This window comes from Micromonospora sp. NPDC049089, from assembly GCF_040648775.1.
GTDB lineage: Bacteria > Actinomycetota > Actinomycetes > Mycobacteriales > Micromonosporaceae > Micromonospora.
In genome coordinates this window covers 1-23,692 of the sequence record NZ_JBEZEH010000064.1, presented here as the reverse complement: position 1 = coordinate 23,692, position 23,692 = coordinate 1, and the positions used below count along the sequence as shown (strand labels likewise).

At 69.5% G+C, this 23,692-nt stretch carries 28 protein-coding genes and 1 pseudogene; 11 read left to right on the top strand and 18 right to left on the bottom strand.

The window, feature by feature from the left end; translation table 11 throughout:
• Positions 1–247: 247 nt before the first annotated feature.
• Positions 248–874 carry a DUF2625 family protein gene (locus tag AB0B48_RS13685; RefSeq protein ID WP_357200480.1) on the top strand — a complete coding sequence of 209 codons (627 nt, stop codon included), beginning with the start codon at positions 248–250 and terminating at the stop codon, positions 872–874.
• Between the two features lie 200 nt (positions 875–1,074).
• On the opposite strand, the gene AB0B48_RS13680 is transcribed toward AB0B48_RS13685, so the two are convergent.
• The 5 genes from AB0B48_RS13680 to AB0B48_RS13660 all read right to left on the bottom strand — a co-directional run bounded on the left by AB0B48_RS13680 (position 1,075) and on the right by AB0B48_RS13660 (position 3,479).
• Entirely contained in the window at positions 1,075–1,500 is a 426-nt protein-coding gene (locus AB0B48_RS13680; protein WP_357200477.1) for a DUF6188 family protein, read from the bottom strand.
• 162 nt (positions 1,501–1,662) lie between these two features.
• On the bottom strand, positions 1,663–2,145 hold the full coding sequence (locus AB0B48_RS13675) for a hypothetical protein (RefSeq protein WP_357200474.1): 483 nt from the start codon (positions 2,143–2,145) through the stop codon (positions 1,663–1,665).
• Between the two features lie 333 nt (positions 2,146–2,478).
• Positions 2,479–2,661, bottom strand: coding sequence for a hypothetical protein (locus AB0B48_RS13670; protein WP_357200471.1), 183 nt, complete (start codon positions 2,659–2,661; stop codon positions 2,479–2,481).
• The gene (locus tag AB0B48_RS13665) at positions 2,658–2,999 is read right to left on the bottom strand and encodes a hypothetical protein (protein ID WP_357200469.1); all 342 of its coding nucleotides are present in this window, start codon (positions 2,997–2,999) and stop codon (positions 2,658–2,660) included. The genes AB0B48_RS13670 and AB0B48_RS13665 overlap by 4 nt, the downstream gene beginning before the upstream one ends.
• A gap of 87 nt (positions 3,000–3,086) precedes the next feature.
• Complete coding sequence (locus AB0B48_RS13660; protein ID WP_357200466.1) at positions 3,087–3,479, bottom strand: VOC family protein; 393 nt, start codon at positions 3,477–3,479, stop codon at positions 3,087–3,089.
• 191 nt (positions 3,480–3,670) lie between these two features.
• On the opposite strand from AB0B48_RS13660, the gene AB0B48_RS13655 reads away from it, so the two are divergent.
• Complete coding sequence (locus AB0B48_RS13655) at positions 3,671–4,423, top strand: MBL fold metallo-hydrolase (RefSeq protein WP_357200463.1); 753 nt, start codon at positions 3,671–3,673, stop codon at positions 4,421–4,423.
• 5 nt (positions 4,424–4,428) lie between these two features.
• Here AB0B48_RS13655 and AB0B48_RS13650 read toward each other — a convergent pair whose 3' ends face one another.
• A complete protein-coding gene (locus tag AB0B48_RS13650; protein WP_357200459.1) occupies positions 4,429–5,325 on the bottom strand; it encodes an aminoglycoside phosphotransferase family protein in 897 nt (298 codons plus the stop codon).
• 137 nt (positions 5,326–5,462) lie between these two features.
• Between AB0B48_RS13650 and AB0B48_RS13645 the strand changes: the two genes are divergently transcribed.
• Positions 5,463–5,903: a VOC family protein gene (locus tag AB0B48_RS13645; RefSeq protein ID WP_357200456.1), complete on the top strand. Its 441-nt coding sequence runs from the start codon at positions 5,463–5,465 to the stop codon at positions 5,901–5,903.
• A gap of 14 nt (positions 5,904–5,917) precedes the next feature.
• On the opposite strand, the gene AB0B48_RS13640 is transcribed toward AB0B48_RS13645, so the two are convergent.
• On the bottom strand, positions 5,918–6,637 hold the full coding sequence (locus AB0B48_RS13640) for an SDR family oxidoreductase (protein WP_357200453.1): 720 nt from the start codon (positions 6,635–6,637) through the stop codon (positions 5,918–5,920).
• Between the two features lie 168 nt (positions 6,638–6,805).
• Here AB0B48_RS13640 and AB0B48_RS13635 point away from each other — a divergent pair, with 168 nt between their 5' ends.
• Positions 6,806–7,720, top strand: a complete 915-nt coding sequence (locus tag AB0B48_RS13635) for a LysR substrate-binding domain-containing protein (protein ID WP_357200450.1) — start codon at positions 6,806–6,808, stop codon at positions 7,718–7,720.
• Here AB0B48_RS13635 and AB0B48_RS13630 read toward each other — a convergent pair.
• A complete protein-coding gene (locus AB0B48_RS13630; RefSeq protein ID WP_357200447.1) occupies positions 7,688–8,605 on the bottom strand; it encodes an NAD(P)-dependent oxidoreductase in 918 nt (305 codons plus the stop codon). The genes AB0B48_RS13635 and AB0B48_RS13630 overlap by 33 nt on opposite strands.
• Before the next feature lie 59 nt (positions 8,606–8,664).
• Positions 8,665–9,579, bottom strand: a complete 915-nt coding sequence (locus tag AB0B48_RS13625) for a helix-turn-helix transcriptional regulator (RefSeq protein ID WP_357200444.1) — start codon at positions 9,577–9,579, stop codon at positions 8,665–8,667.
• Between the two features lie 172 nt (positions 9,580–9,751).
• Between AB0B48_RS13625 and AB0B48_RS13620 the strand changes: the two genes are divergently transcribed.
• The 3 genes from AB0B48_RS13620 to AB0B48_RS13610 all read left to right on the top strand — a co-directional run bounded on the left by AB0B48_RS13620 (position 9,752) and on the right by AB0B48_RS13610 (position 12,415).
• Positions 9,752–10,612, top strand: coding sequence for an SDR family NAD(P)-dependent oxidoreductase (locus AB0B48_RS13620; protein WP_357200441.1), 861 nt, complete (start codon positions 9,752–9,754; stop codon positions 10,610–10,612).
• A 244-nt stretch (positions 10,613–10,856) separates the two neighbouring features.
• Positions 10,857–11,441 carry a hypothetical protein gene (locus AB0B48_RS13615; RefSeq protein WP_357200438.1) on the top strand — a complete coding sequence of 195 codons (585 nt, stop codon included), beginning with the start codon at positions 10,857–10,859 and terminating at the stop codon, positions 11,439–11,441.
• Between the two features lie 29 nt (positions 11,442–11,470).
• Positions 11,471–12,415 carry an acyltransferase domain-containing protein gene (locus tag AB0B48_RS13610; protein WP_357200435.1) on the top strand — a complete coding sequence of 315 codons (945 nt, stop codon included), beginning with the start codon at positions 11,471–11,473 and terminating at the stop codon, positions 12,413–12,415.
• On the opposite strand, the gene AB0B48_RS13605 is transcribed toward AB0B48_RS13610, so the two are convergent.
• Complete coding sequence (locus tag AB0B48_RS13605; RefSeq protein ID WP_357200433.1) at positions 12,412–12,798, bottom strand: nuclear transport factor 2 family protein; 387 nt, start codon at positions 12,796–12,798, stop codon at positions 12,412–12,414. The genes AB0B48_RS13610 and AB0B48_RS13605 overlap by 4 nt on opposite strands.
• Positions 12,799–12,878: 80 nt before the next feature.
• On the opposite strand from AB0B48_RS13605, the gene AB0B48_RS13600 reads away from it, so the two are divergent.
• The gene (locus AB0B48_RS13600; RefSeq protein ID WP_357200431.1) at positions 12,879–13,646 is read left to right on the top strand and encodes a helix-turn-helix transcriptional regulator; all 768 of its coding nucleotides are present in this window, start codon (positions 12,879–12,881) and stop codon (positions 13,644–13,646) included.
• A gap of 47 nt (positions 13,647–13,693) precedes the next feature.
• Here AB0B48_RS13600 and AB0B48_RS13595 read toward each other — a convergent pair whose 3' ends face one another.
• Positions 13,694–16,528, bottom strand: coding sequence for a PQQ-dependent sugar dehydrogenase (locus tag AB0B48_RS13595; protein ID WP_357200428.1), 2,835 nt, complete (start codon positions 16,526–16,528; stop codon positions 13,694–13,696).
• An 89-nt stretch (positions 16,529–16,617) separates the two neighbouring features.
• Positions 16,618–17,805, bottom strand: a complete 1,188-nt coding sequence (locus tag AB0B48_RS13590; protein WP_357200425.1) for a ThuA domain-containing protein — start codon at positions 17,803–17,805, stop codon at positions 16,618–16,620.
• 316 nt (positions 17,806–18,121) lie between these two features.
• On the opposite strand from AB0B48_RS13590, the gene AB0B48_RS13585 reads away from it, so the two are divergent.
• Positions 18,122–18,250 carry a hypothetical protein gene (locus AB0B48_RS13585; protein WP_357200422.1) on the top strand — a complete coding sequence of 43 codons (129 nt, stop codon included), beginning with the start codon at positions 18,122–18,124 and terminating at the stop codon, positions 18,248–18,250.
• A 42-nt stretch (positions 18,251–18,292) separates the two neighbouring features.
• Here the strand turns inward: AB0B48_RS13585 and AB0B48_RS13580 are convergent, their stop codons facing one another.
• From AB0B48_RS13580 to AB0B48_RS13570, 3 genes are all read right to left on the bottom strand, one after another.
• On the bottom strand, positions 18,293–19,006 hold the full coding sequence (locus tag AB0B48_RS13580) for an alpha/beta hydrolase (protein ID WP_357200419.1): 714 nt from the start codon (positions 19,004–19,006) through the stop codon (positions 18,293–18,295).
• Between the two features lie 103 nt (positions 19,007–19,109).
• Positions 19,110–19,928 carry a type II CAAX endopeptidase family protein gene (locus AB0B48_RS13575; RefSeq protein ID WP_357200416.1) on the bottom strand — a complete coding sequence of 273 codons (819 nt, stop codon included), beginning with the start codon at positions 19,926–19,928 and terminating at the stop codon, positions 19,110–19,112.
• A gap of 37 nt (positions 19,929–19,965) precedes the next feature.
• Entirely contained in the window at positions 19,966–20,709 is a 744-nt protein-coding gene (locus AB0B48_RS13570; protein WP_357200413.1) for a methyltransferase domain-containing protein, read from the bottom strand.
• A 62-nt stretch (positions 20,710–20,771) separates the two neighbouring features.
• Here AB0B48_RS13570 and mug point away from each other — a divergent pair, with 62 nt between their 5' ends.
• Positions 20,772–21,341 carry a G/U mismatch-specific DNA glycosylase gene (mug, locus tag AB0B48_RS13565; protein WP_357200410.1) on the top strand — a complete coding sequence of 190 codons (570 nt, stop codon included), beginning with the start codon at positions 20,772–20,774 and terminating at the stop codon, positions 21,339–21,341.
• On the opposite strand, the gene AB0B48_RS13560 is transcribed toward mug, so the two are convergent.
• Positions 21,338–21,841, bottom strand: a complete 504-nt coding sequence (locus AB0B48_RS13560; protein WP_357200407.1) for an SRPBCC family protein — start codon at positions 21,839–21,841, stop codon at positions 21,338–21,340. The two genes, mug and AB0B48_RS13560, sit on opposite strands and share 4 nt — an antisense overlap.
• Positions 21,838–22,200 carry a metalloregulator ArsR/SmtB family transcription factor gene (locus tag AB0B48_RS13555; protein WP_357200404.1) on the bottom strand — a complete coding sequence of 121 codons (363 nt, stop codon included), beginning with the start codon at positions 22,198–22,200 and terminating at the stop codon, positions 21,838–21,840. Before AB0B48_RS13555 ends, AB0B48_RS13560 begins: the two co-directional genes overlap by 4 nt.
• A 112-nt stretch (positions 22,201–22,312) precedes the next feature.
• Between AB0B48_RS13555 and AB0B48_RS13550 the strand changes: the two genes are divergently transcribed.
• On the top strand, positions 22,313–23,413 hold the full coding sequence (locus AB0B48_RS13550) for an ionic transporter y4hA (RefSeq protein ID WP_357200401.1): 1,101 nt from the start codon (positions 22,313–22,315) through the stop codon (positions 23,411–23,413).
• Between the two features lie 77 nt (positions 23,414–23,490).
• Here the strand turns inward: AB0B48_RS13550 and AB0B48_RS13545 are convergent.
• Positions 23,491–23,692, bottom strand: a pseudogene (locus AB0B48_RS13545) (RNA polymerase sigma factor); the annotation flags it as partial.

The following is a 23,692-nucleotide window of genomic DNA, read 5'->3' as shown; positions in this document are numbered from 1 at the left end:
ATTACGGCCTTCCCGAGGTTCGCTGAACCATGATCATGCCGTCTTCGGGCCGTCGAGGGCTTCCGGAACGTCCCCGGCGGCCTGGTCTTCGCCGAAGGCCGCATCAATGACCCTGCGCGTGCGGTCCTCGCTGTCGGCAGGGAATGCCGGCGATGTCGGGCTCCACCGATGCGTGACGCATCGCTGTCACTTGATCCGCGACACGTCCGGCTAGACGATCTTGCCTGTCTTCAGGCAAGCTACGGCCGTGGAGCAGTCAGCATGGACCGAGGTGTCTGCGGCGCTGGCGGTGGCCCCGTACCCGGTTGATGTGCTTCCTGCCGATCCTGCTCGTGCGGAAGCCTGCCTGGCGACGCTGGGAATCACGACTCGTTCGTGGCTTGGTGCGGTTGTCGCCAACACAGGAGGGCTGCTGGTAGACCACGGTTGGCTACGCGTCCTTGGTAGCGGTCACGATGGGCTGCCGGACGTAGCAACGGAGTCGGACCCCACCGGTCCCTGGATCGTCGTCGGTTACGACGTCATGGGCGGCCAGTTCGTGTGGGTGCCGGCACAGCCCGGCGGTAAGCCGACCATCCATTACTTCGGTCCAGATGATCTCGAGTGGCTGGACCTCGGCCAGGGGTACGCCGACTGGCTGTATGCGGTCCTCGCTGGTTCGCTGACTCAGTTCTATGACACTCTGCGGTGGCCGGGGTGGAAAGCGGACGTCGAAGCGCTCACCGCCGATCAGGGGATCAGCACATGGCCGCCGCCGTGGTCAGCGGAAGGGAAGGATCTCTCCTCAGCCTCCCGCAAGGCGGTACCCCTGCCGCAACTGGTGTCGTACTACCAGGACACTGCGCGCCAGATGGCGTCGGAAGAAGAGCGTTAGCGGCGCCCATCCACTTCCTGAGTCGTCCTCGTCTCCCACCAGTTATCTACCAATGTCACCCATCAGGTGGAGCCACCGCGTAACGCATCAAGTGAAGTACGACATCGGCCAGCCGGCGATGTCGTGCTCCACTTGATGCGTTACGGATCGCTGTCACTTGATCCGTGACACTTCCGGCTAGACGATCTTGGTTGTGGATGTCAGCCGATGTGGGGTGGTTCGGGCTGGGGAGCCGTCTGCCAGTCGGTTTCCCCGCCTGGGCCGACGGTTATCGGGTCGACTCCCGTGCCGGTGAGGTGCCAGGACTCGTAGTGGCGATGGGGGTCGATGTGTAACTCGGCGTCGTTGTCGAAGGTCAGGTGGAGGGCACCGTTGCCGTGGATCTCAACGCTGCTGATGGTCTGACCGAACAGGTCCAGGACGGGTGCCAGGCGGGTTCCTGTGCCGGGGTCAAGTTCGTGCCATTGCCCGTCCGGGTCGCGGAGCAGGAACGGAGTTTCGACGGCCAGTTCGGCGTCGACACGATAGCCCTCGTCGGGGGCGAGCGCGGAGAGGCTGAGCCGGACCTGGTAGTCGAAGACTGTTCGGTCGACACGGCAGCCGGTCAGCGGGGTGGGAACTCTCATCGGGCCTGCCCTGATTCAGTGGCGCAGGTGGGCGGAGGTGAGCCGGGAGGAGGCGGTCTTTAGTCGGACGCCGTTGAGGAGCAGGTGGACCACGGTGGTGTCGGCCCAAAGTCGGACGGTGAGTCCGGCCCGACCGTCGTTGTATGGCCTATAGCCGGCGGGCTAGCGCCATAAGTGCTCGTGACCGCCGAGCCGGCCGAGCGTCACGTCCCTATCTCGGCTGTGCAGCAACGCGAGGAGTCGGTTTCCCATGAGCAGGTGCTCGTACGAGACCTGGGCGATGATGTCGGCCATGGTCCGCGTCCACTGCGGATCGGCTTTGAACGGCTCGTCGAGCTGGTGGATGACCAGCGCCCAGCCGGTAACGCCGGCGAAGTCGATGTAGCGCAGGGTGTCACAGAAGGCGTCCAGATTCTGGACCGACCAGCCGCAGTACCGCATCGTTACCTGGGAGAGGAGTTCGCCTAGCAGGTTGGATTTGGATCCGTTGCCACCGCGAGTCTGGGCGACGCCATATCCGAGACTCACCAGCTCACTCACGACGTGGTCGAGATGCTTCTCATCGTGGAAGCCGGTGACTGCGCCGTCTCGAAGTAGCTCGTAGTCCCACTGCCGCTCGGTCTCCTCAGGGCTGAAAGACGCCATGGCAGTGACCATAGCGACTCGCCGGGTGACCAACTGAGTGACAGCGCTGGTAGCTCGGGGTAGCCAGCGGGTCACCATCGGCCTGAGCGACGGCGCTGGCTGGTTCACAGGCTTGCGGCAGCAACCGTGCAAGCAAAGGGGTCGGGAGCCCGGCAGGAGCTCTAAGATCATGCCGTTTCCAGGCCGTCAGAGCTGGACCAGGAGTGACGAACATTGACCCACAGGCCACGAATGAACGGGCAGCTTAGGCGGCATCTTGTCCGTGTTGATCGACCATGTTCTCCCCTCGATCAATACAACGCCAACTAACGGGCGCAGGTCGTTGACCTGCAATTACGGCCATCCTGAGGGTCGCTGGACCATGATCAGGCCGTCGAGGGCTTCCGGAATGTCCTCGGCGGCCTGGTCCTCGCCGAAGGCCGCATCGCTGGCCTCGCGCGCGCGGTCCTCGCTGGTCGGCAGGAGATGCGCGTGGGTCCGCAGAGTGAAGCCCGGTCGACGCAGGCTGGCACTCACTCAGTCGGATTGCTCTGTTGGGCGTAGCGGAAAGCAAGCCGTCTGATAATGGTCTCGCCCTTGCCTGCTGGCAGCCAGCTGGCTTCCGTGTGCGATTCGCTCTCTTCCCACTCGGGGATGTCGGCGGGGTCGTCGCTTCCGATGCCCAGCGACACGTCGCTGTGGCGGGCGCGGAAGTAGAAGCGCTCACCGTTCGGCAGGGTGCCCTCCACCTGCACTGGGGCTGCCGTGCAGGTCAGATACGCCTCCCAGCCCTCAGTCCGGAGAGTGGCGATGAGCTGGAGCCAGGATGCCACGTGCTCCTGGTGCCGCCGTTGGCGCGCGGTCTCCGGATCCATAACGTTCATGCTGCTGCACCGGGACCTGGCTTTGTACATGGGGGAGCGCGGGCAACTCGGCGGCCAGGGCCTCACCGAGCCGCTCGGTCAGGCGAGCTGAGTTGGTGTAGCCGTGGCCTCCCAGGTGGTCAGGCAGAACGGGTGGCCCGCCGGGTCGGCGTAGACGTAACACTGTTCGCTGTTGGGCTGGAACTCGTACTTTGTCGCTCCGGCAGCGAGCACGCGGGCCTCGGCGGCGTCTCGGTCCACGACCATGAAGTCGAGATGCATCATGATCGACGAGGTGGGGTCGGGCCAGGTGGGTGGCGTGTATCCGGGCACAGTCTGGAAGTTGATCCGCCCGGCCGGGCTCAGCACGCATGCCCAGCCGTCCCCGGCGTGTGTCAGGGTTCCGCCGGTGATGCTGGCGTAGAACTGCGCCAAGGCGACGGCGTCCGGGCAGTCCAGGGTGACCGCGCTGAGCCTGATCTCGTCGGACATGTCGCCTCCTGTGGCCCGTGCCGGCCGTTGCTAGGCGCGCCCGCACTGATACGACGACCAGCACGACGGCGCGCTCGACAAACTGAACGACGTAACCTAACGCACACGGTGGTCGAGCACGCTGATCTAGCCGCGGGCGGCATCCCTACCAGCGGTGCCCATCCCACCTGAGGCGATGACAAGCTGTGCGAATGCGACAGGTCACAGTGCTCGGCAGTTCCGGCGCCTTTCCCGAGCCAGGCCGTGCCTGTAGCGGCTTCGCTGTGGACTGGGACGGCTACCGCGTGGTGCTCGACCTGGGCTACGCCACACTGCCGCGATTGCTCAGGCACTGGCCCGATGGTGCGGTGGACGCCGTCGTCATCACCCATGAGCATCCGGATCACTGCGTCGACCTGCACGGTCTGTTCAGGATGCGGTTCTACGGTCAGCCCGGCGGCCCACGGCTGCCGTTGTTCTGCCCGCCCGGCGTGCTCGACCGGCTCAGCGGCCTGGAGCCCGATGTCGACCTGCGCACGGTGTTCGATCTGCACCCACTACCCGGCAGCTACCGGGTCGGGCCGTTCGACCTGACCGGGCTGTCTCTGCCGCACTTCGTGCCCAACGCCGGCATCCGGCTTGTGGCCGACGGAATCGCCGTGGCCTACTCCGGGGACACTGGGCCGACTCCCGCGCTTGCCGAACTGGGCCGCGACGCCGACCTGTTCATCGTCGAGGCGACGGACCACGACGGCGAGACCAGCCGTCCCACCCGAAACCTGATGACCTCCACCGAGGCCGGTCGGTCAGCTCGCCTGGCGGGTGCCCGCCGCCTGATGCTCACCCACTTCTGGCCAGGCAATGACCGGGCAGCCGCAGTGGCGGCGGCGCAGGCGGAGTTCGAGGGCGCCGTACTGGCGGCTCAGGAAGGACTCACAGTGATGCTGGGGACCCCAGCCAACTGACCGCCTCAGACCTTCGTGTTCGCCACGACCCGGTCAAGGACGAGACGGCCCATCTGGTACATGACGGGGTTGGTCTCGACGTAGTACCAGATGGCACCGAGAGCCTGTTGGAAGCTCCATGCCTTGCTGCGCTCCCACTCCAGCTCGTCGCAACCCAGCTTGTCACGGAACACCGCTCGGGACGCATCGTCGAAGAAGTACCAGCCACACATGGCATCAAGGGCGGGATCGGCCGGCGCGAAGTCGCCGGTGTCGAGCACACCCACCAGCCGGCCGTCGGCCACCAGGACGTTCAGCGGCTGCAGGTCGCCATGGGACATGACGTCGGCCGACGTGCGCGGCAGTTCCCGGAAGTGACTCCACAGACGCCGAAGCGTCGGGACGTCGAGCAGGCCCTCGCTCTTTCCGAAACATTCCTCGACCCACTCGTCGTGGTCGGGTAGGTCGCCACCACGGTTGTCGCCCTGAAAGCGGCGGCCCTGGGTGTCGGTGGCCCGAAGCGCGCTGATCAGGTACGCCAGGTCACGGGCGAGTTCCACGGACCCGTCGATGTCGACGGGGGCGATGCTTCCCGGTACCCACGACTGCACCGACCACGGCAGGGGGTAGTCCTTCCCGGGGTTGCCGATCGCGATGGGCCGGGGAGCCGGGAATGGGCTGTGTTCGGCGAAGCGTCGGGAGGCTTCGGCCTCCCTCTGGAGGAGCTCGGCGGCCACGGCGACATCGCGTGGCCGCAGCAGGAACCGGGCCGCCGCGTCGTCGCCGATGCGGAAGATGGCGTTCACGGTGCCGTTCGACGCGACGCGCCGGACCGGTGCCGTCTCCCACCGAGGGAACTGATCCGATATCAGCTCGCGGACGACGTCATCGGTGAGGGCTAGCTCATCGTCGTGCATGGCCATGCGGAAGATCTCCGGTTCTGGTCGGCGGGACGGCACACATCGCACAGTTGGTCAGCCCGGATGTCGAGGACGCTGAAGTGGCTCCGTCTCAGGGAGGATGCGGCAACGGTGACCGCACCAGACCAGGGAGATCCAGCATGGCGATCCAGCGGATGGACAACGTCCTCATCGTTGTCGAGGACCTTGACGCCGTCATCGGGTTTTTCGTCGAGCTCGGCATGGAGATGGAGGGTCGGGGGCCGGTCGAGGGGCGCTGGGTGGAGCGTGTGATCGGGATCGACGACGTCCGGCAGGAGGTGGCGATGCTGCGGACCCCGGACGGCCACGGCAAGGTCGAGCTGGCGATGTTCCACCGACCGGCGGCGATCAGGGCGGAACCGAAGAACACGCCGGCGAACACGCTCGGCATTCGACGCATCATGTTCGCCGTCGACGACATCGACGACGTGATCACCCGGCTGCGGGGCCACGGCGCGGAACTCGTCGGGGAGGTCGAGCGGTACGAGGACATCTTCCGGCTCTGCTACGTCCGGGGCCCCGAAGGCATCATCGTCGGCCTGGCCGAACAACTCCGCTGACGGGTGCGGCCGGCTCAGGAGACCAGGGTGCCGCCGTCCACGGTCACCACCGTGCCGGTGGCGTAGGTCGCCCGCAGGAGGTAGACGAACGCCTCGGCGACCTCCTCGGGCTCGCCCACCCGGCCGAGCGGAAGCGACTCGCTGAGCTGCGCGTACATCTGCTCCCGGGTTTCGGTGGGCAAGGAGTCCCAGAGCGGTGAGCGGATCACCCCGGCGGAGACGGCGTTGACCCGGATCGGGGCGAGTTCGACGGCGAGCGCGCGGACCAACGCGTCGATCGCCCCGGTGATGCTGGCCGCGACGGACCAGCCGGCACTGGGTCGGTGGTTGGCGGTGCCGGTGGTGAGGGTGATCGACCCGCCGGGGCGCAGGTACGGCAGTGCCGCGTTGACTGCCGACAGGGAGCCGAAGTAGCGCAGGTCGAAGGCGGCCCGGGCGGCGGTGAGGTCGAGGGCGTCGACGGACATCAGCGCGAGGGGTTCGCCGGCGGTGTAGACGAGGTGGTCGAACGAGCCGAGACCGTGGAACAGCCGGGACACGGCGTCCGGGTCGGTGAGGTTGGCGACGTACCCCTGGGTGGTGGTCGGCAGGGTTGTCAGGGCGCGGTCCACGCTGCGCTGGTTGCTGGAGGCGACCACGACCTGGGCGCCCTCGCGGGCGGCACGGGCGGCGGTGGCGAGGCCGATCCCCGAGGTTCCGCCAAGTACGACGACGCGCTGGTCGATGAGGGTCATGATCGTGTCCTTCCGGATCGTGTGGTGGAGACGGTTACCACCGTGCGCCGCCGGGCACGCTCGCGTCCAAGACCTCTTTCACCTCTTGTAATGCCCGTTGGGTATCACTCCATTCATACCCGGCGGGTATCATGGAACCGCCCGGAGCGGCAACCGGACGGGGGCAGGGTGGACGTCGATCTGCGCAAGCTCCGCTACTTCGTGGCGGTCGCTGAGGAGCTGCACTTCGGTCGGGCCGCCGCCCGGCTGCACATCGCTCAGCCGGTCCTGTCGCGTCAGATCCGGGCCTTCGAGCACGAACTGCGCGCCACGCTCTTCGTTCGGGACCGCCGCTCCACGGTGCTGACCGAGGCCGGACGTCAATTGCTGACCGACGCCCGTCCGCTGCTCGCCTCGGCCGACGCCCTGCGGCGGCGGGTGCAGCGGGCCGCGCACGGCCGGCCGACGTTCACCATCGCGTTCATGCCCGGCCTTCTCGTCACCGCCGAGGCCCGCGCCATCGGCCAGCGGCACCCCGACCTGGCCGTCAACGTCGTCCGTACGTCCTGGGACGACCAGGCCGACATCGTCCGCGAGGGCCGCGCGGACGTCAGTTACGTTCGGCTTCCGGTCGACCAGAGCGGGCTGTGCCTGCGGCCACTGTTCACCGAACCCCGGGTCGTCGTCCTACCCACCGATCACCGGCTGGCCGGCAAGGAGTCGGTCGACCTCGCCGAGCTGATCGAGGAACGGCTCTTGCAGGACCCGGACGCGGTGCCGGAGTGGCGGGACCTGCCGAACCGTCCCACCGACCCCGATCCCCGACCTCGGCCCGAGCTGAACTCCGTCGAGGAGAAGCTGGAACATGTCGCCGCGTACGCCGGGATGGTGATCCTGCCGCTGTCGACGGCGACTTTCTACACGAGACCGGACGTCGGCCACGTGCCCGTCGCCGACCTCGGCCCCAACCACGTGTGTCTGGCGTGGGCCGAGGACAACCGGTCTCCGCTGGTGCAGGAGTTCGTCGAGATTGCGGCCCAGCAGGCCGGTCACTGTCGACCCCGCGAGGGGTCAGGTGGCGCGGATCGGGAAGGTCTCACGTAGGGCCGGGTCCAGCGACCGGCCGGTGGTCGGTTCGATGAACAGGTCGGCGAGCAGCAGGTCGGGGAGGTGGCTGGGGTTGATGCCCGACTCCTTGCGGCCGAGGGCCTGCGCCGCGCCGCCGAGTCGCAGCGCGGCCCGCGCCGCGCCGGCCGGCAGGCGACCGACCCGGCGGGGCCGGCCCACCGCCGCGGCGATGCGGGCGATCATGTCGTGCCAGGTGAGGTTCTCGTCGGCGACCGGGAGGTCCGCGCCGCTGGCCTGCTCCAGGGCGTCGACCGCGACGTCGGCCACGCTGCGCGCGGAGGCCGCGGCGCTGCCGCCGGTCGGGGCGACCAACGGGGTACGCGAGCGGGCCCACCGGTCCAGCGGACCGGCCCAGTTGGGCAGCCGGTCGCCGGCCCTACCGAAGACGAAGGGCAGTTCCAGTACGGCGACAGGCAGGCCCTCGCCGGCCGCCGTCCGCCCCTCCCGGGCCTGTTCCAGGCGGCAGCGGATGTACGTGTGCCGTTCGGCGAGGCGCCACTGGGGGTGCAGCCGGTCGAAGTAGGTGTAGTAGGAGCCCATCACGACGCCCCGGGTGAGACCTTCGAGGCGGGCGGCGGTGAACAGGCGTACCACCGGGTCGACGTTGTCTCGGCGGAACTCGGGATAGATCGGCTTGGGTAGCGGCCGTTGCTCGTCGGTGCGGGTGGCGTAGACGACGCCGTCGTGACCGGCGAGCAGCGCCCGCAGTTCGTCGATCGGGGCGGACCCGACGTCGAGTAGGTGGTCAATGCCCGGCTGGGCGGTACGCGCCACTGTGGTAGCGGCGTGACCACGCTCCCGCAGGACGTCCACGACATGGGCACCGATCAGGCCACTGCCACCCACCACAAGAATTCGCACGCTGAATCGTCCATGGTGGAGACCACCGATTGTCAAGGGGGGATCGACGCCCGTCGGAATCAGGCCGAGCCCGGAGACCTGGTCGGGGTGTCCTGGATCTGGGCGGGAGCGGCAGTGGATGCGCCGGTCGTTGGGGCGTACCGCTGCTGTGCCGCCCAGAGCGCGAGCAGGCGCAGGTTGTCGTGTGAGCTGCTGCCGGGATCCGTGGTGTAGATGAAGAGCGTCTGGTCGTCGTCGCCGGGTAGTGCCAGCGCCTCGTATCGGATGGTCATCGGACCCACCGCGGGGTGGACCATGTGCTTGGTGCCGTGGGTCCGCTCGTGCACCCGGTGGTTGTGCCACCACGTACGGAACTGCGGGCTCTTGATGGTCAGCTCGCCGACGAGTTCATTGAGCTGCGGGTCGTCGGGGTTCCGGCCGGCGTAGAGGCGCAGCGTGCCCACGACGTCAGCCGCCACGGTGGCCCATTCGGGGTAGACCTCGCGGGCGCCGGGGTCGAGGAGGACCCAGCGCGTGTAGTTGCGCTGGCGGGGTGGCAGTTGGGTCCAGTCGGTGAGGAGGGCGCGGGCCAGCAGGTTCGACGCGAGGATGTCGGTGCGGCGCCCGACGATGAAAGCCGGGTGGTCGACCATCGAGGCGATCAACTGGTGCATCGCCGGCCGGACCCGCTGGGCCGGCACCTGCCCGGTGCGGTGCCGGGCCGGCCGGGCCAGGTCGACAAGGTGAGCCCGGGCGGCCGCGTCGAGGTGGAAGACACGGCCCAACGCGTCGATGACCGCCTCCGACGGACTGCTGTGCCGGCCCTGTTCGAGACGGGTGTAGTAGTCGACGCTCACCCCGGCGAGCTGAGCTACCTCCTCCCGGCGCAGGCCGCGGACGCGTCGCCCCGACAGCGGGAGGATTCCCGCCGCCTCCGGCGTCGTGTCAGCCCGACATTTCCGCAGGAAGTCGGCCAGTTCTGTGCGTCGCACCATGTCGCCAATGATGGCGCGCGCGGCGGCCCGCGCCCAGAGGGCTGGGTGGGCATGGCGTTCCCAGGTACGGCCGGGCCTGGCCAGACGTGTTCGGCCCGCCCGCCCGACAGCAGCATGGAATGCGTTCCCGGCAGGGCACAGCGCTGCCACTCCAGTCACAAGGAGAACACTGATGTCGTACCCCACCACCCGACCCGCCACCTGGTTCGTCACGGGGACCTCCAGGGGCCTCGGCCTGGAGTTGGTCAAGCAGATCCTCGAGCGCGGTGACAACGTCGCGGCGACGACCAGGTCGGCTGAGCGTCTCGACGCGGCGCTGGGATCCGTGGACCGGGCCCGGCTGCTGCCACTCGAGCTGAACCTCGCGGACGAGCCGGCGGTCGCGGCGGCGATCCGTTCCACCACCGACCGTTTCGGCGCGATCGACGTGGTCGTGAACAACGCCGGCTACGGCTTCCTCGCCGCCGTCGAGGAGGTCACCGACGCCGACGTCCGGCTGATGTTCGACGTGCAGATCTTTGGACTCTGGAACGTTCTTCGTGCGGTGCTGCCGTCCCTGCGCGCCCAGCGCAGTGGTCACATCATCAACATCTCCTCAATCCTCGGTCTGACCTCCTTCCCGGGCTGGGGTCTCTACTGCGCCGGAAAGTACGCCCTGGAAGGGCTGACCGAGTCACTGGCTGCGGAAGTCGGTGATTTCGGCGTGCAGGTCAACCTCGTGGAGCCCGGCTACATGCGGACCGATTTTCTGCGTACGCACTCCCTTGGCCTGCCGCCGACCACCGTGTCCGGCTACGAGTCGATCCGGGAGATGACCGAGGCGCACCTGGCCATGCCGGGCACCCAGCTCGGTGACCCGGCCCGTGCCGCGACCGCCATCATCGAGGTGGCCGTCTCGGGTGAGGCCCCTCTGCACCAGCTACTCGGCTCGGACTCCTACTCCCTGGCCAAGGCCCGGATCGATGCGCTGACCTCCGACGTGGAGGCGGGCCGCGAGCTGGCGTACACGACGGACATCCCGCAGCACAGCTGAGGACCTCGGTTGCCATCTGGTGTTGCCCGGCCTGGTCTCACCATCCAGGCCGGGCCCGGCGCCGTTCAGCCGGTGACGAGCCTGACGTTGATGGTCGGAGCCGATGCGCTTCGACGCCCTCCCGCAGACGTTAGGCTCGGGCGGAGGGTCTACAGTGGGCGTGTCGTGCACGGTCAGTGACGGTTGCCTGACTGCGGGATGCGCCACCGTGTGTCCGAGAACTTCTCACAAACGGGGGTTGAGGATGCCGGATCCGCGCGCCTTCTGGCTGGACGAGCAGTTCGACCGCGAGCACGGCACCGACGGGCGTGGCCGGTACGAGGCCGAGGTGTTTCGCCGGATCGACGAGTTCGCCGACACCTGGGGTGACTTCGCGCCCGTGGCGTTCGCGGTGACCGCCTGGCGGCTGGCCACCGAGCTGTCGCCGGGTTTCGTGCGCTGGCACCGCCGGATCATCTCGGCGACCTGCGCGCGTAGCCCGTGGGACGGCAGCCTGGTCTGCGCGGTGACAGTGGCCTCCCGCTGGCCGGCCGAGCTGACCTGGACCAAGCAGTGGCAGCGCGACCGTGGTTGGCAGGACTGGCCCCGGCTGTTCGGCCAGTTCACCACACCCACCGAGCAGGACCAGACGCGCCGCCCGCATCTGCGCGCGCTGCTCCAGGTGGAGGCGCCGGTCCCGCTCGACGACCTGCCGCCGACGCCCGACGGCCCGGACGACGAGGTTGCCGCGGCGGCGCGCCGGGCCGTGGCGGTGCTGGCCCGGGAACTCAACGACCTCCTCGCACCGATGATCGGGCAGCTCGACGCCGGAGTTCCGGCGGACTCCTGAAACGCTCGCCCGCCGGTAGGGTCGTCGGCGTGAATTCCGACGACATCGCCGGCCGGCTCGGAGTGCCCGTCGAGGACGTCGACCGCGTGCACCGGCTCGCCGGTGACGGGCCGTCAGCTCCGTTGCCGGCCAAGGCCGACGCACCCGCGATCCTCGACCGGCTCACCGTGCCGCCGGACGACGCCGCCGAGATCCTGGCGGGCTGGCCCGACCCCGGCTCCGCCCTGTGGACTCCGGAGCTGCGCTGGCTGCTCGACCGCTCGATCGCCCTGGTCCGCGCCGACCTCGCGGGCTACGACTGGCTCCCGCCCGGTCCGGAGCTGCCCCGGGAGCGCGGGCCTGCCTGGCGGCACCTCTACGTGTACGCGTACCTGGCCCTTGTCGACGTGGTGCGCGGGTACCACAGCGACCACGGCATCCCCGACGCCGTGACCTGGGTGACCCTGGCTGACCTGGGTCGCAACCTCGCCATCGACCGACGGATGCGCGGCGAGGGCTGGCCGATCATGCAGAGTTGGCTGACGCTGCACTCGCGCGGCAGCGTGTATGAGCTGGGCCGGCTGCAGCACCAGCGCGGTGACGGCGCGATCGGGCTGCACGTCCCCGATTCGGGGCCGTTGACTCCGGAGGCGGTGGCGTCGTCCCTCGACGAGGCCCGCGCGTTCTTTCCCCGGCACTTCCCCGACGAGCGCTACACCGCCTTCTCCTGCGCGTCGTGGCTGCTCGACCCACAGCTGCGGGAGTACCTCCCCGCGGACTCCAACATCGTGCGGTTCCAGCGCCGGTTCGAGTTGGAGCCCTACGACGAGTCCGCGGGGCCGGACGCCGACATCGAGGTCCTGCGGTTCGGGTTCCGGACCCTGACCACGCCGCTCGACGAGCTGCCGCGCCGCACTGTGCTCCAGCGCGCGATCATCGACCACCTGCGGGCCGGCGGCCACTGGCACTGGCGCCACGGCCGCTTTCCGATCTAGGCATCCGCGTCCCACCACGCGTCGTTGGCGGCGGCCTGGGCCGCCGGTTCGATGACTTCCCACACCTGCGCGATCAATCCGTCGGCGATCCGCAGGACGTCGACCACCACGATCTCCGGCCCTCCGTCGGGGAGTCGGCGTCGCGAGTGCACCACGACGTGGTCACCGTCGGCCAGCAGGTGCAGGATGTCGACCCGCATGCCGGTGGTCGGGCCGAGCGCGGCGCTGACCGCGGCGAGCCACTGCGCCCTGGTCGAGGTCGTCGAATCCGAGCGGTGATGGGTGAAGTCCTCGCTCAGGTACGAGGCGAGCGTGTCGACGTCGCCGGTGTCGACAAGCCCCGCCAACGCACGTCCGACGATGCTCTTGTTCTCGGTGGTCATGGGCGCAAGTGTTTCCCCGGCCCGGATGGTTGTCGATGACATCGCACTTCATGGCGTCCCGAGCGAGGATGAGTAGGGTCATGATCGTGTATGCGGTCGGGGAACTCCTGCGGCAGTGGCGCAAGCGCCGAGGGCTCAGCCAACTCGACCTGGCGATCGCCGCCGACGTCTCGGCTCGGCACGTCAGCCTGGTCGAGACCGGCAAGTCCACGCCGAGCCCCGACATGATCCTCCGGCTGGCCGAGCAGCTCCACGTGCCGCTACGTGACCGCAACCACCTGTTGCTCGCCGCCGGCTTCGCGCCCCGGTACGCGCAGCGCCCGCTCGACGACGCTGCCCTGTCGGGTGCCCTCGGCGCGGTCCGCAGGGTGCTCCGGGCGCACGAACCGTATCCGGCGATCGTCTTCGACCGTCGGTGGAACATCCTGCTGACCAACCGCGCGGTCGACCCGTTCTTCGCGTACGTGGCCCCCGACCTGTTGCGGCCACCGGTGAACCTGGTCCGGCTCGGCCTGGACCCGCGCGGGCTCGCCTCGCTGGTCGTCAACCTGGCGGACGTGCGGGCGGTGTTCCGCAGCCGGATCTCACGCCAGCTCGCCGCAGCTCCGGACGCGGCGCTCGCCGCGCTCTACGAGGAACTGCTCAGCCCGCAGCCCGAGGAGCCGACGAGCGACCGCCTCGACGCCGACGTGGTGCTCCCGATGATCCTCCGGGTCGGTGACCGAGAGCTGCGGCTCTTCTCGACCATCACCACGTTCGGCACCCCGACGGACATCACGATCGAGGAGATCGCCGTCGAGTCCTACTACCCCGCGGACGCGGAGAGCGCCGCCTACTTCACACGGTAGGGCCCGGCCTGGTCGGTTACCAGGCCGGGCCCCGTGCACATTCCCGGTCAGCCGGTGGTCAGGATGAACCTCTCCCAGGCCCCGACCGACGTGCGGTTGGCGATCAGGGATCCGGCCCCGGCGTTCTCGGCGCACACGATCTGGTTGTTGACCGTGGCGCGCAGGCTCACCGTCCCATCCGAGTTGCTGATGAGCTGGAACGTCTCCCACGATCCGATCGATGTGGCGTTGGCGACCAACGCTGCGGCGCCCGCGTTCGCGGCCGAGACGTAGAGCCCGTTGGCGCGCGACCGCAGGGCGATGGCACCGTTGCCGGCGTCCACCCGGTCGAACTGTTCGGTCGTCCCACCGACGCTGGCCTTGTTGGCGATCAACGCGGTGGTGCCGACCGCCGACACGTACTGGTTGTTGACCTGCGCCCGCAGCGTGCTCACCGGCGTGGTGCTACCGGTGCCGGTCGCGAAGGTGAACGCGTCGACATCGAACAGGTAGCCGGACCCACCCTTGAACACCAGGTACAGCGTCGTCGACGCGGTGGGCGGGTTGCTGATCGTGGCGGACGCATCGACGAACGTCTCCCAGTTGCCGGTCACCGGCACCGTGACGGTGCCCAGCAGGGAGCCGGTGGCCGACCCGGCTCGGACCTCGATGGTGCCGCCCGCGCCGGCCGACGACGCCCGCACGGTGATGCGGTTGGCGTTGGCCAGGTTGTACGGCTGGTACGAGATCCAGTCGTTGTTCTCGATGAATCCGGCGGTGCGGCCACCCTCGGCGTTGGTGTGGTCGGTGGCCTGGACGCCGGACTGAGCGCCGAAGTGCTCACCCTGGCGGTGCTTGGGTTGCAGCGTCTTGATGCTGTGCGTGGTCAGCCCGCCGTTGTCGGTGTAGGCGGCGTCGAAGACCCCGTAGATGTTCGCCGCCGAGTCGTGCTCGCCGTCGGTCGGCACGGTGATCGACCCACTGCACCCGTTCTTCGAGGTGATCTGGTGGGCGTGGCTGTCGTGGCCCAGCGCGTACGTCAGGCTCACCTTGGAACAGTCGATCGTGCCGTCCTGCGGGTCGCTCACCGAGATCTGGTACGACACGGTGTCACCGAAGTTGAACAGCTGCCCGTCGGCGGGCGAGGTGAGCGTCACCGTCGGGGCCGTGTTGCCCACGGTGATGACCAAGCTCGCCGTGCCGGTCAAGCCATTCGGGTCGGTGACCCTCAACGTGGGGGAGTACGTGCCGTTCGTGGTGTACGTCTTGGTCGGGTTCGCCGCCGTCGACGTGGTGCCGTCACCGAACGTCCACAGGTAGCTCAGCGCCCCACCCTCGGGGTCCGAGCTGCCGGCCGACGAGAAGTTGACCGTCAACGGGTTGGCCCCGGACGTCGGGTTCGCCGAGGCGACCGCGATCGGATTGCGGTTGCCGCCGCCGATGTACTCGATCCGGAACAGCGCCTGGTTGTTCGACCCGGTGCCGTAGTCCAGCACGTACAACGCGCCGTCCGGACCGAAGGCCATGTCCATGACCTGCGTGCCGGACCACGGGAAGTTGGAGATCTCCCCGCGGGAGCCGTCGGAGTTGACAGCGATGGCCTTGATCCAACGGCGACCGTACTCGCCGGCGAAGAACTGACCGTTGAGCGACTGCGGGAACTTGATGCTGGAGTTCAGCGACGCGTCGTACCGGTAGACCGGCCCGCCCATCGGCGACTCCGAGCCGCTGCCGAACTCCGACGGTGAACCGGAGTCGCCGGCGTACTTGATCCAGGCCTGCCTCGCCGCCGGCAGCGTGCCGAGCCCGGTGTTGCGGAACGAGTTGTTGGTCGGCCCGCCCGTGCAGTTGTACTTGGACTGCGACGGCCCGGACGGGAAGGTGTATTCGTTGTATGTTTCGGTGCTCGTGTTGCTGCCGGTGCAGTACGGCCAACCGTAGTTGCCGGCCGACGCGATGCGGTTGAACTCGACCTGACCGGAAGGGCCACGGCTGGAGTTCGTGGAACCGGCGTCGGGGCCGTAGTCACCGAGGTAGACGACGCCGGTGGCTTTGTCGACGCTCATCCGGAACGGGTTGCGCAGACCCATCGCGTAGATCTCCGGCCGGGTGTTGGCCGTGCCGGGGGCGAACAGGTTGCCCGACGGAATGGTGTACGTGCCGTCGGACTGCGGCTTGATCCGCAGCAGCTTGCCCCGCAGGTCGTTGGTGTTGCCCGCCGTACGCTGGGCGTCGAACTGCGGGTTGCGGTTGGTTCGCTCGTCAAGCGGTGCGTAGCCGGACGACTCGAACGGGTTGGTGTCGTCGCCGGTGGTCAGGTACAGGTTGCCGGCGGCGTCGAAGTCCAGGTCGCCGCCGACGTGGCAGCACTGCCCACGGTCGTTGGCGACCTGGAGCACGATCTTCTCGCTGCCCAGGTTGAGCGTGTCGTCGCTGTTGAGGGTGAACCGCGACAGCCGCAGGTGCCCCTTCCACCGGTCCCAGTCCGACTGGGAGCCGGTGGTCGGCGCGTCCCCGGACGGGGTGCTCAACGTGGGCGAGTAGTACAGGTAGATCCACCGGTTGGTGGCGAAGCCGGGGTCGACGGCGACGCCCTGCAAGCCCTCCTCGTCGTGGGTGTAGACCGACAGGGTGCCGGAGGTCTTGGTGTTGCCGGCCACGTCGGTCACCCGCAGCACACCGTTGCGGGCGGTGTGCAGCACCGAGCGGTTGGGCAGGACGGCCAGGGACATGGCCTCACCCAGCTCGGCCGAGCCGGTGGCGAGCTTGACCTGCTGATAGTCGGAGGCGGGGATCACCGCGGCCTGCGCGGTGGACGGTGCAGCCACAGCGAGGGCCGCGCTTGCGACAGCGAGAACCGCCGCGAAGAGCGCCCGGGGCCAGCGCCGGGGATACGAGAGCATGATCGTCCTTTCTCGACGACCGGGGGTGCGGGCGCGCGGGGGCGCACCACGACCAGGTGGGGGTGGTGAAGAACGGGCGGGGAGGCAGGTCAGCTGGTGGTGACCAGGTCGAACTTCTCCCACTGGCCGATGGCGGTCCGGTTGGCGATCAACGGGGAGGAGCCGCCGTTGTCGGCGGAGACGTACCGGCTGTTCACAGTGGCCCGCAGGCTCACCGTGCCGTCGGAGTTGCGGACCAGCTGGAACGTCTCCCAGGCGCCGGCGCTGCCCCGGTTGGCGATCAGCGCGGCGGCCCCGGCGTTCTCGGCCGCGACGTACTGCCCGTTGCTCTTCGCCCGCAGCGCCACGTTGCCGTTGGCGAGGTTGACCAGGTCGAATCGCTCGCTCGTGTTCACCGAGGTCTTGTTGGCGATCAGAGCGGTGGTCGAGTTGGGCGCGCTGACGTACTGGTTGTTGGCGCGGGCCCGCAGGGTGGAACCGCTGACGGTGGGCGGCGGGGTGGTCGTGCGCGGCGAGCAGTCGGCGGTCACGGAGCCCGCGGCGACCTGGAGGCCACCGAGAAGCATCCGGGTGAAGTTCGGGTCGGTGTACGACGCCTCGGTGTGCCCGAGGCCGGTGTACCAGGCCCGTCCGCCGCCGTACGCCTTGCACCAGGTGATCGGGTGGTCGCCGCTCATGTTGCCGCCGCTGTAGGACGACTCGTCGAGGTTGGCGAGGACCCGAGCGGTGGACCGGGGGTTGGTGCGGTAGTTGTACCACTCGTCGGAGCGGACCCAGGTGGCCCCGAGGTGCGCCGTCGACGGGTTGGTGTTGTCCTCGATCCGCACTGTGGCGTTCTGGATCGCCGGGTGCGAGTCGAAGTACGCGCCGACCAGTTGGCCGTACCACGGCCAGCTGTACTCGGTGTCGGCCGCGGCGTGCACGCCGACGTAGCCGCCACCAGCGGCGATGTACGACTCGAAGGCCGTCTGCTGGCTGGCGTTGAGGACGTCGCCGGTCGTCGACATGAACACCACCGCCTGGTACTGGGCCAGGTTGGAGGTGGTGAACTGGGCAGCGTCCTCGGTCGACGTCACGGTGAAGCCGTTGGCCGAGCCGAGCTGCTGGATCGCGGCGATGCCGTTGGGGATCGACGAGTGCCGGAAGCCGGCGGTCTTGCTGAACACCAGGACCTTGGTCAGTGGCGCCGCCGAGGCGGGTGTCGGCAGGGCGACCAGACTGGCCAGCATGACTGCCAGGCCGGTGACGAGTGCCAACAGGCGGGGACGGGAACGCATGGTGTTGCTCCTCTGCTGAGCGTCGACCTCAGGCCGGTGCGCATGGGCAGGCCGGGGGCCATGGTGGCGGTGGTGCGGAAGCCGGGCCGCCGATGCTCGGCTGAGGTGCTGCGGGGTGGTGGGGTGATGGAGGAGTGGTGGGGTGGAAACAGTCGATGACCTCGCCGAAACACTGTGGACGGTCAGAATTCATCGATTGGTATCGCTGACGCAGTAAACCTCCGATGTATGCGCCCCGTCAACCCCACCGTTTGCGGCCCGGGTGCGCCCGCGCACGGCCCGCGTCACGGTGGTGGTGGGACGTATGGTCGGTGGCATGAGCACCGACGAAGATCGAGAACGCCTCGCAGGGCAACTCATGGCGCTGCCGGTCCGCGAGCTCGTCGACGTCCTCCGCCGTGCCCTACCGCACTTCACCGAGGGATCCGCGTGCGCCCTGACCTGACCTGCCCAGACGACCGGGCGTGGCACGGTTGGCCCAGGTCACCTATACGGGCCCGCGGGTGCCAGTGGTCGCCATGAGGATGAGGTCGGCGATCGTCTCCGGGTGGGTGACCATGGCGAGATGCGACGACTCGACCTCGATGGTAGTGGCGTTCATCCGGTCGGCCAGAAACCTCTCCAGCTCCGGCGCGGTCGTGCGGTCCTGCGTGGAGATCGAGTAGTAGCAGGGCCTGTCCCGCCAGGCGGCCGTCGTCGTGCGGCCCGTGAAGAGGTCGTCGGCGATCGGCCCCTGCACCGCGTACAGAGCGCGGGCGCGGGCCTCGTCGACACCACCGGCGAAGTCGCTCAGGAAGGCGTTCTCGCTCAACTGTGCGTACCCGTCGTGGTGCACGAGGCCGGCGTTCGCCGGCGGCGTGGGGAACTTCGCGGCGAGCGCGGCGTAGTCCTCCCCGGCGTCCGGCGCGCGGGCCGCGACGTACACCAGGGCGGTAACCGTCGGATGATTGCCGGCCTCGCTGATGATCGTGCCGGCCCAGGAATGGCCCGCCAGCACCGTTGGCCCGTCCTGCCGGTCGAGGGCGCGGTTGGTGGCCGCGACGTCGTCGGCCAGCGAGGTCAGCGGGTTCTGCACAGCGGTGACCGTGAGCCCGGCCCGCTGAAGGATCGGGATGACGTCGGACCAGGAGGAGCCGTCGGCGTACGCGCCGTGGACCAGGACGACGTTGCGGGCCCTCTTGACCGAAGACGTGTCGCTCATCCGAAAACCTCCGCACGACGCCGTGCCGTCGCTCGCTCGTCGACAGCTCTCGTCCGCCACTCTTCCGCACGCCGGTCGGACCGGTGGGCCGAATGCCCAGGCTTCAGCCGCTCTGGCGCGCCGGCTCCGGTGCGAGGGCGTTCCAGTTCAGGTGGTCGCGGTAGCGGTGTCGCAGGACTATCCAGCTGACCGAGAACGGCACGACCCCCATGGCCACCACGCCCAGGACGTTCGCGCCGACCACGTCGAAGACCGCCCCGACGTCGCCGAACAGCTGAGCGACCGTCTGGAACGCGACGTGCAGGCCGATGCCGGCCCAGATGTCGCCGGTGGCGGCACGGAAGGCGCCCAACAGCAACGCGAAGACGAAGAACAGCGCCAGCCGGTCGACGGATCTGGCCGCCCCGATGAGGAACCCGAAGACTGTGAACAGCACCGCCTGCCCGATGACCGCCTGCCAGGCGGGCAGCCGGGTGGCGAGGTGGTGTTGCAGGTACCCACGGAAGACCAGCTCCTCCGGCAGCGCCTCCTTGAGGAAAACCAGCACGACCAGCAGCGCCGCCACCCGCAGCACATCCCCGACGGACGTCCGGACACCGATCTCCACCCAGCCGAGACCGAGGCAGAGCGCGAACCCCGCCGCGGCGGGGACGAGCCAGCAGGCCATCCCGAACAGCAGACGCCGCCAGCCGGCGCGCAGCGACGGCAACCCGAGGCCGGCCCAGGGCCGACGGTCCAGGACACGACGGGCGACGACCACCAGGGGTACGACGACAGCGGTGGTGAGGACCGCCGCGATCGCATGGGTCAGTCGGTCGTAGTCCCGGCCGAGCAGAGCGCCCAGGACCAGCCACACCAGGACGGCGGCGCCGGCCACGACGAGGATCCGCCACTGCAGGGCGGGGCGAGATCCGGCGCTCACCACGCGCAGCGTAGCCAGCGGCGTCAACTGTTGACGGTCAGCGGCCGAGGACGAGGTAGCCGAGGCCGAGGACACCCCGGTAACCGCCGACGTACTCGCGCAACCGGTCGTCGAGCTCCGCGCGGACCTCGGCCGCACGGGGATCCTCCGGGTACGCCAGCAGCCACTCCTGCCGCCCGGCGAGCCAGGTGGACTCGAAGTCGTCCCACTCCCGCTGATCGGCGGTGCTCAGGTGCAGCAACCGCCAGCCCCGCTGGTGGGCGGCCTCGACCAGCCCGGGCAGGGTCGGAACCTCCGGGCCGAAGACCTCGGCGATCTCCGCCGTGGGGGACCGCTCCCAGTACGCGTCGCCGAACAGCAGCCGCCCACCGGGTCGGACCACGGCGGCGAGGGCGTCGAGGGCGGCCTCGGTGCCGCCGAAGGCGTGTGCAGAGCCGATGCAGAGGACCCGGTCGGCCGGCTCCTGCCAGGTCGCAGCTTCCCCCCTCACGAAGGCGACGTGCCGGTTCAGCGACCGCCCCGCGGCCAGCCGCCGCCCTCGGTCGAGCGCGGCCTCATCGGTGTCGACGCCGACGCCGCGGGTCGGAACCGGGCCGGAGACACCACCGGCGGCGACCGCCCGCAGCAGCAGCTCACCCCAGCCGCAGCCGAGGTCGAGCACACGCGCGCCGGGCCGGACGTCGAGCCGTTCCAGCAGCAACGCGGCGTGCTCCGGCGAGAGTGGAGTGTTCCAGCGCATTCGCGCGTAGCGGCTGGCGGCGAGGTGGTCGGTTGACTGCATCCGTTGAGGGTGTCAAAGCGTGCGCCGGGTCGGGCACCGGGGCGTACGGCAGGATCGGTGGGGTGGACGCGCAGAGACCGGGGCCGGCGCGGCGGCCGACCCCGCAGGAGGTGGCTGCGGCGGCCGGCCGGGGTCTGCCGGACATCATCGGTCCCGGGCTGCGCGTGCTGTTCTGCGGCTTCAACCCGGGCCTCTACTCGGCCGCCGTGGGGGAGCCGTTCGCCCGCCGGGGCAGCCGATTCTGGCCGGCCCTGCACGGGGCGGGCTTCACCGACCGCCAGCTGCACTCATGGGAACGCGACGAGCTGCTGCGGCAGGGCCTGGGCATCACCAGCCTGAGCAACCGGGCCACCGCCCGCGCCGGCGAGCTGACCTCGGAGGAACTGGTGGCCGGGGTGATTGGGCTGGCGGTGAAGGCCGAGCGCTACCGGCCGCGCTGGGTGGCGATTCTCGGGGTGAGCGCGTACCGCATCGCCTTCGCCCGACCGAAGGCCGGGCTGGGCCCGCGACCGGAGCGGCTGGGGCCGGCCCAGGTCTGGGTGCTGCCGAACCCCAGCGGCCTGAACGCGCACTTTCCGCTGCCGGCGTTGACCGCCGAGTTCGCCAGGCTGCGGCGGGCCCTCGACCCCTAGCCGGCCGCGGCGACCAGCCCCTGGTAGTACTGCTGCATCGCCGGGTGGTAGTCGTCGAACTCGGGGCGGGGCGAACCGTCCCGGGAGGCGACCAGCATGTCGAGGTAGTACTCCCAACCGGCGCCCACCTCGGCGATGCCCTCCACGCTGCTCAGGTGCTGCACGAACCGCAGCTCGGTGGTGCCGTCGGTCTCGGTCAGTGTCAGCTCCAGCAGCCAGCTGCCGTAGTCGTCGACCATCGACACGGCGAGGCGCTGCCGCGGTTCGCACGCGTCGATGCGCATCTCGCACCAGGGCTGCTGTTCCTCGTACGCCATCTGGACCCGGATGGTCCGGCCGGGGCCGGCGTCGCCCTCCCACGGGCCGAACCAGCGGGCCGTACGCTCGGGCTCGGTCAGGCTGGCCCAGACGTCCGCTGCCGGAGCGCGGAAGGTTCGGGTGAGGACGAGATCGTGGCCGGTGTCGGTGTCAAACAGGCGTCCGGCGGGTGTGCGGGTCATGCCGTGTGCTCCCTTCGGTGCTCCGCCGGGCCGCGGCCGCGGCGCTCTCGGCGGGTGCGATAGACCTCGGTCTCCAACGCGTCGAGGTGCCGCTCCCACCGGTCGGTGGCGGCGAGCGCGGCGAGCCAGTCGACCAGCGGGGCGAGCGGGCGCGGATCGAGTCGGTAGATCCTCTGTCGGCCGACCATCTCGTCGTGCACCAGACCGCTCTCGCGCAGTAGCCGCAGGTGGCGGCTGATCGCGGGTCGGCTGATCACGAATCGCTGGGCGATGTCACCAGCGGACAACGGCTCGTCGCGCAGCAGGGTCAGGATGTGCCGTCGTACCGGGTCCGCGATCGCGGTGGCCACCTCGTCCACCTGGAAAGCGTAACCTATGGGTTACGGGTTGGCGTGGTGAAGGCCACTGACCGCCGCATGTCGCCGCGTCGATGGTGGGCACATGATCACTTGACCTGGCACTCTTTATGGCATGGCCGCCCTCCTTCGCTCCCGCCTGACCGACTGGACGTTCGTCGTACCTGTGCTCGCCGTCCTGATATTGATGGTCACCTGGGGGCGGAGCCTGCCTGGGCCCGTCATCGTGGTTGTCGCGGTGCTGCTGGGCGGCGCGGTGCTCGCGGCGGTGCACCACGCGGAGGTGGTCGCCCACCGGGTGGGAGAGCCGTACGGGTCCCTCGTGCTCGCCGTCGCGGTCACCGTGATCGAGGTGGCCCTGATCGTCACGCTCATGATCAGCGGGCCGGAGAAGACCCAGTCACTCGCCCGGGACACCGTCTTCGCCGCCGTCATGATCACGTGTAACGGAATACTGGGTCTGTCCCTGCTGCTCGGGGCGCTGCGCCGCCGCGTCGCGGTGTTCAACCCGGAGGGCACCGGCGGAGCCCTGGCCACCGTGATCACCCTGGCCACCCTGAGCCTGGTCATCCCCAGCTTCACCACGGCCCGCCCCGGCCCGGAGTTCAGCCCGGCCCAACTCGTCTTCGCCGCCGTCGCGTCGCTGGCCCTGTACGGGCTGTTCGTGCTCGTGCAGACCGGCCGGCACCGCGACTACTTCCTGCCGGTCGACAGCCGGGGCAAGGTCATCGAGACGGAGGAGCACGCCAAGCCGCCTACGACCCGCGCGGCGTTGGTCAGCCTGGTCCTGCTGCTGGTGGCGCTGGTCGCGGTGGTCGGCGACGCCAAGACGGTCTCCCCGACCATCGAGGCCGGGGTCGCGGCGGCGAACCTGCCACACGCGTTCGTCGGCGTGATAATCGCGCTGCTCGTGCTGCTGCCGGAGACCCTGGCCGCCGCCCGCGCCGCCCGCCGAGACCGGGTCCAGACCAGCCTGAACCTCGCGCTCGGCTCCGCGATGGCCAGCATCGGCCTGACCATCCCGGCCATCGCGATCGCCTCGATCTGGCTGGACGGCCCGCTGCTGCTCGGCCTCGGCGGCACCCAGCTCACGCTGCTCGCGCTCACCGCCGTGACCGCCGTCCTCACTGTGGTGCCCGGCCGGGCCAACGTGTTGCAGGGCGGCGTACACCTGGTGCTGATGGCGGCCTTCGTCTTCCTGGCCGCCAGCCCGTGACCCGCACGGCCCGCCAGCTCGGCCCGTGACCCGCACGGCCCGCCGGCTCGTTTCGTGACCCGCACGGCCCGTGCGGGTCAGCCGGCGGGGGGTGGGTCGCCCGCGAGGCGCTCCGCGCGGGCGTTCAGGTAGCGCTGCTGCGCCAGGTTCGTCGAGCGCGCCGCCGCCATCCGGTACGCCTCCCGCGCGGCGACCCGTTCACCCTCCAGCTCCCACAGGTGGGCGCGAGCGGCCGGCAGTCGAGGGTCGTCGGCGAGACGGGGGTCGTCGGCCAGGTCG

Coding starts and splice junctions, on each gene's coding strand:
- AB0B48_RS13680 (WP_357200477.1), bottom strand. CDS start 1,500: ATGAGAGTTCCCACCCCGCTGACCGGCTGCCGTGTCGACCGAACAGTC.
- AB0B48_RS13675 (WP_357200474.1), bottom strand. CDS start 2,145: ATGGCGTCTTTCAGCCCTGAGGAGACCGAGCGGCAGTGGGACTACGAG.
- AB0B48_RS13665 (WP_357200469.1), bottom strand. CDS start 2,999: ATGGATCCGGAGACCGCGCGCCAACGGCGGCACCAGGAGCACGTGGCA.
- AB0B48_RS13660 (WP_357200466.1), bottom strand. CDS start 3,479: ATGTCCGACGAGATCAGGCTCAGCGCGGTCACCCTGGACTGCCCGGAC.
- AB0B48_RS13655 (WP_357200463.1), top strand. CDS start 3,671: ATGCGACAGGTCACAGTGCTCGGCAGTTCCGGCGCCTTTCCCGAGCCA.
- AB0B48_RS13650 (WP_357200459.1), bottom strand. CDS start 5,325: ATGGCCATGCACGACGATGAGCTAGCCCTCACCGATGACGTCGTCCGC.
- AB0B48_RS13645 (WP_357200456.1), top strand. CDS start 5,463: ATGGCGATCCAGCGGATGGACAACGTCCTCATCGTTGTCGAGGACCTT.
- AB0B48_RS13640 (WP_357200453.1), bottom strand. CDS start 6,637: ATGACCCTCATCGACCAGCGCGTCGTCGTACTTGGCGGAACCTCGGGG.
- AB0B48_RS13625 (WP_357200444.1), bottom strand. CDS start 9,579: ATGGTGCGACGCACAGAACTGGCCGACTTCCTGCGGAAATGTCGGGCT.
- AB0B48_RS13620 (WP_357200441.1), top strand. CDS start 9,752: ATGTCGTACCCCACCACCCGACCCGCCACCTGGTTCGTCACGGGGACC.
- AB0B48_RS13615 (WP_357200438.1), top strand. CDS start 10,857: ATGCCGGATCCGCGCGCCTTCTGGCTGGACGAGCAGTTCGACCGCGAG.
- AB0B48_RS13605 (WP_357200433.1), bottom strand. CDS start 12,798: ATGACCACCGAGAACAAGAGCATCGTCGGACGTGCGTTGGCGGGGCTT.
- AB0B48_RS13600 (WP_357200431.1), top strand. CDS start 12,879: ATGATCGTGTATGCGGTCGGGGAACTCCTGCGGCAGTGGCGCAAGCGC.
- AB0B48_RS13595 (WP_357200428.1), bottom strand. CDS start 16,528: ATGCTCTCGTATCCCCGGCGCTGGCCCCGGGCGCTCTTCGCGGCGGTT.
- AB0B48_RS13590 (WP_357200425.1), bottom strand. CDS start 17,805: ATGCGTTCCCGTCCCCGCCTGTTGGCACTCGTCACCGGCCTGGCAGTC.
- AB0B48_RS13585 (WP_357200422.1), top strand. CDS start 18,122: ATGAGCACCGACGAAGATCGAGAACGCCTCGCAGGGCAACTCATGGCG.
- AB0B48_RS13580 (WP_357200419.1), bottom strand. CDS start 19,006: ATGAGCGACACGTCTTCGGTCAAGAGGGCCCGCAACGTCGTCCTGGTC.
- AB0B48_RS13570 (WP_357200413.1), bottom strand. CDS start 20,709: ATGCAGTCAACCGACCACCTCGCCGCCAGCCGCTACGCGCGAATGCGC.
- AB0B48_RS13560 (WP_357200407.1), bottom strand. CDS start 21,841: ATGACCCGCACACCCGCCGGACGCCTGTTTGACACCGACACCGGCCAC.
- AB0B48_RS13550 (WP_357200401.1), top strand. CDS start 22,313: ATGGCCGCCCTCCTTCGCTCCCGCCTGACCGACTGGACGTTCGTCGTA.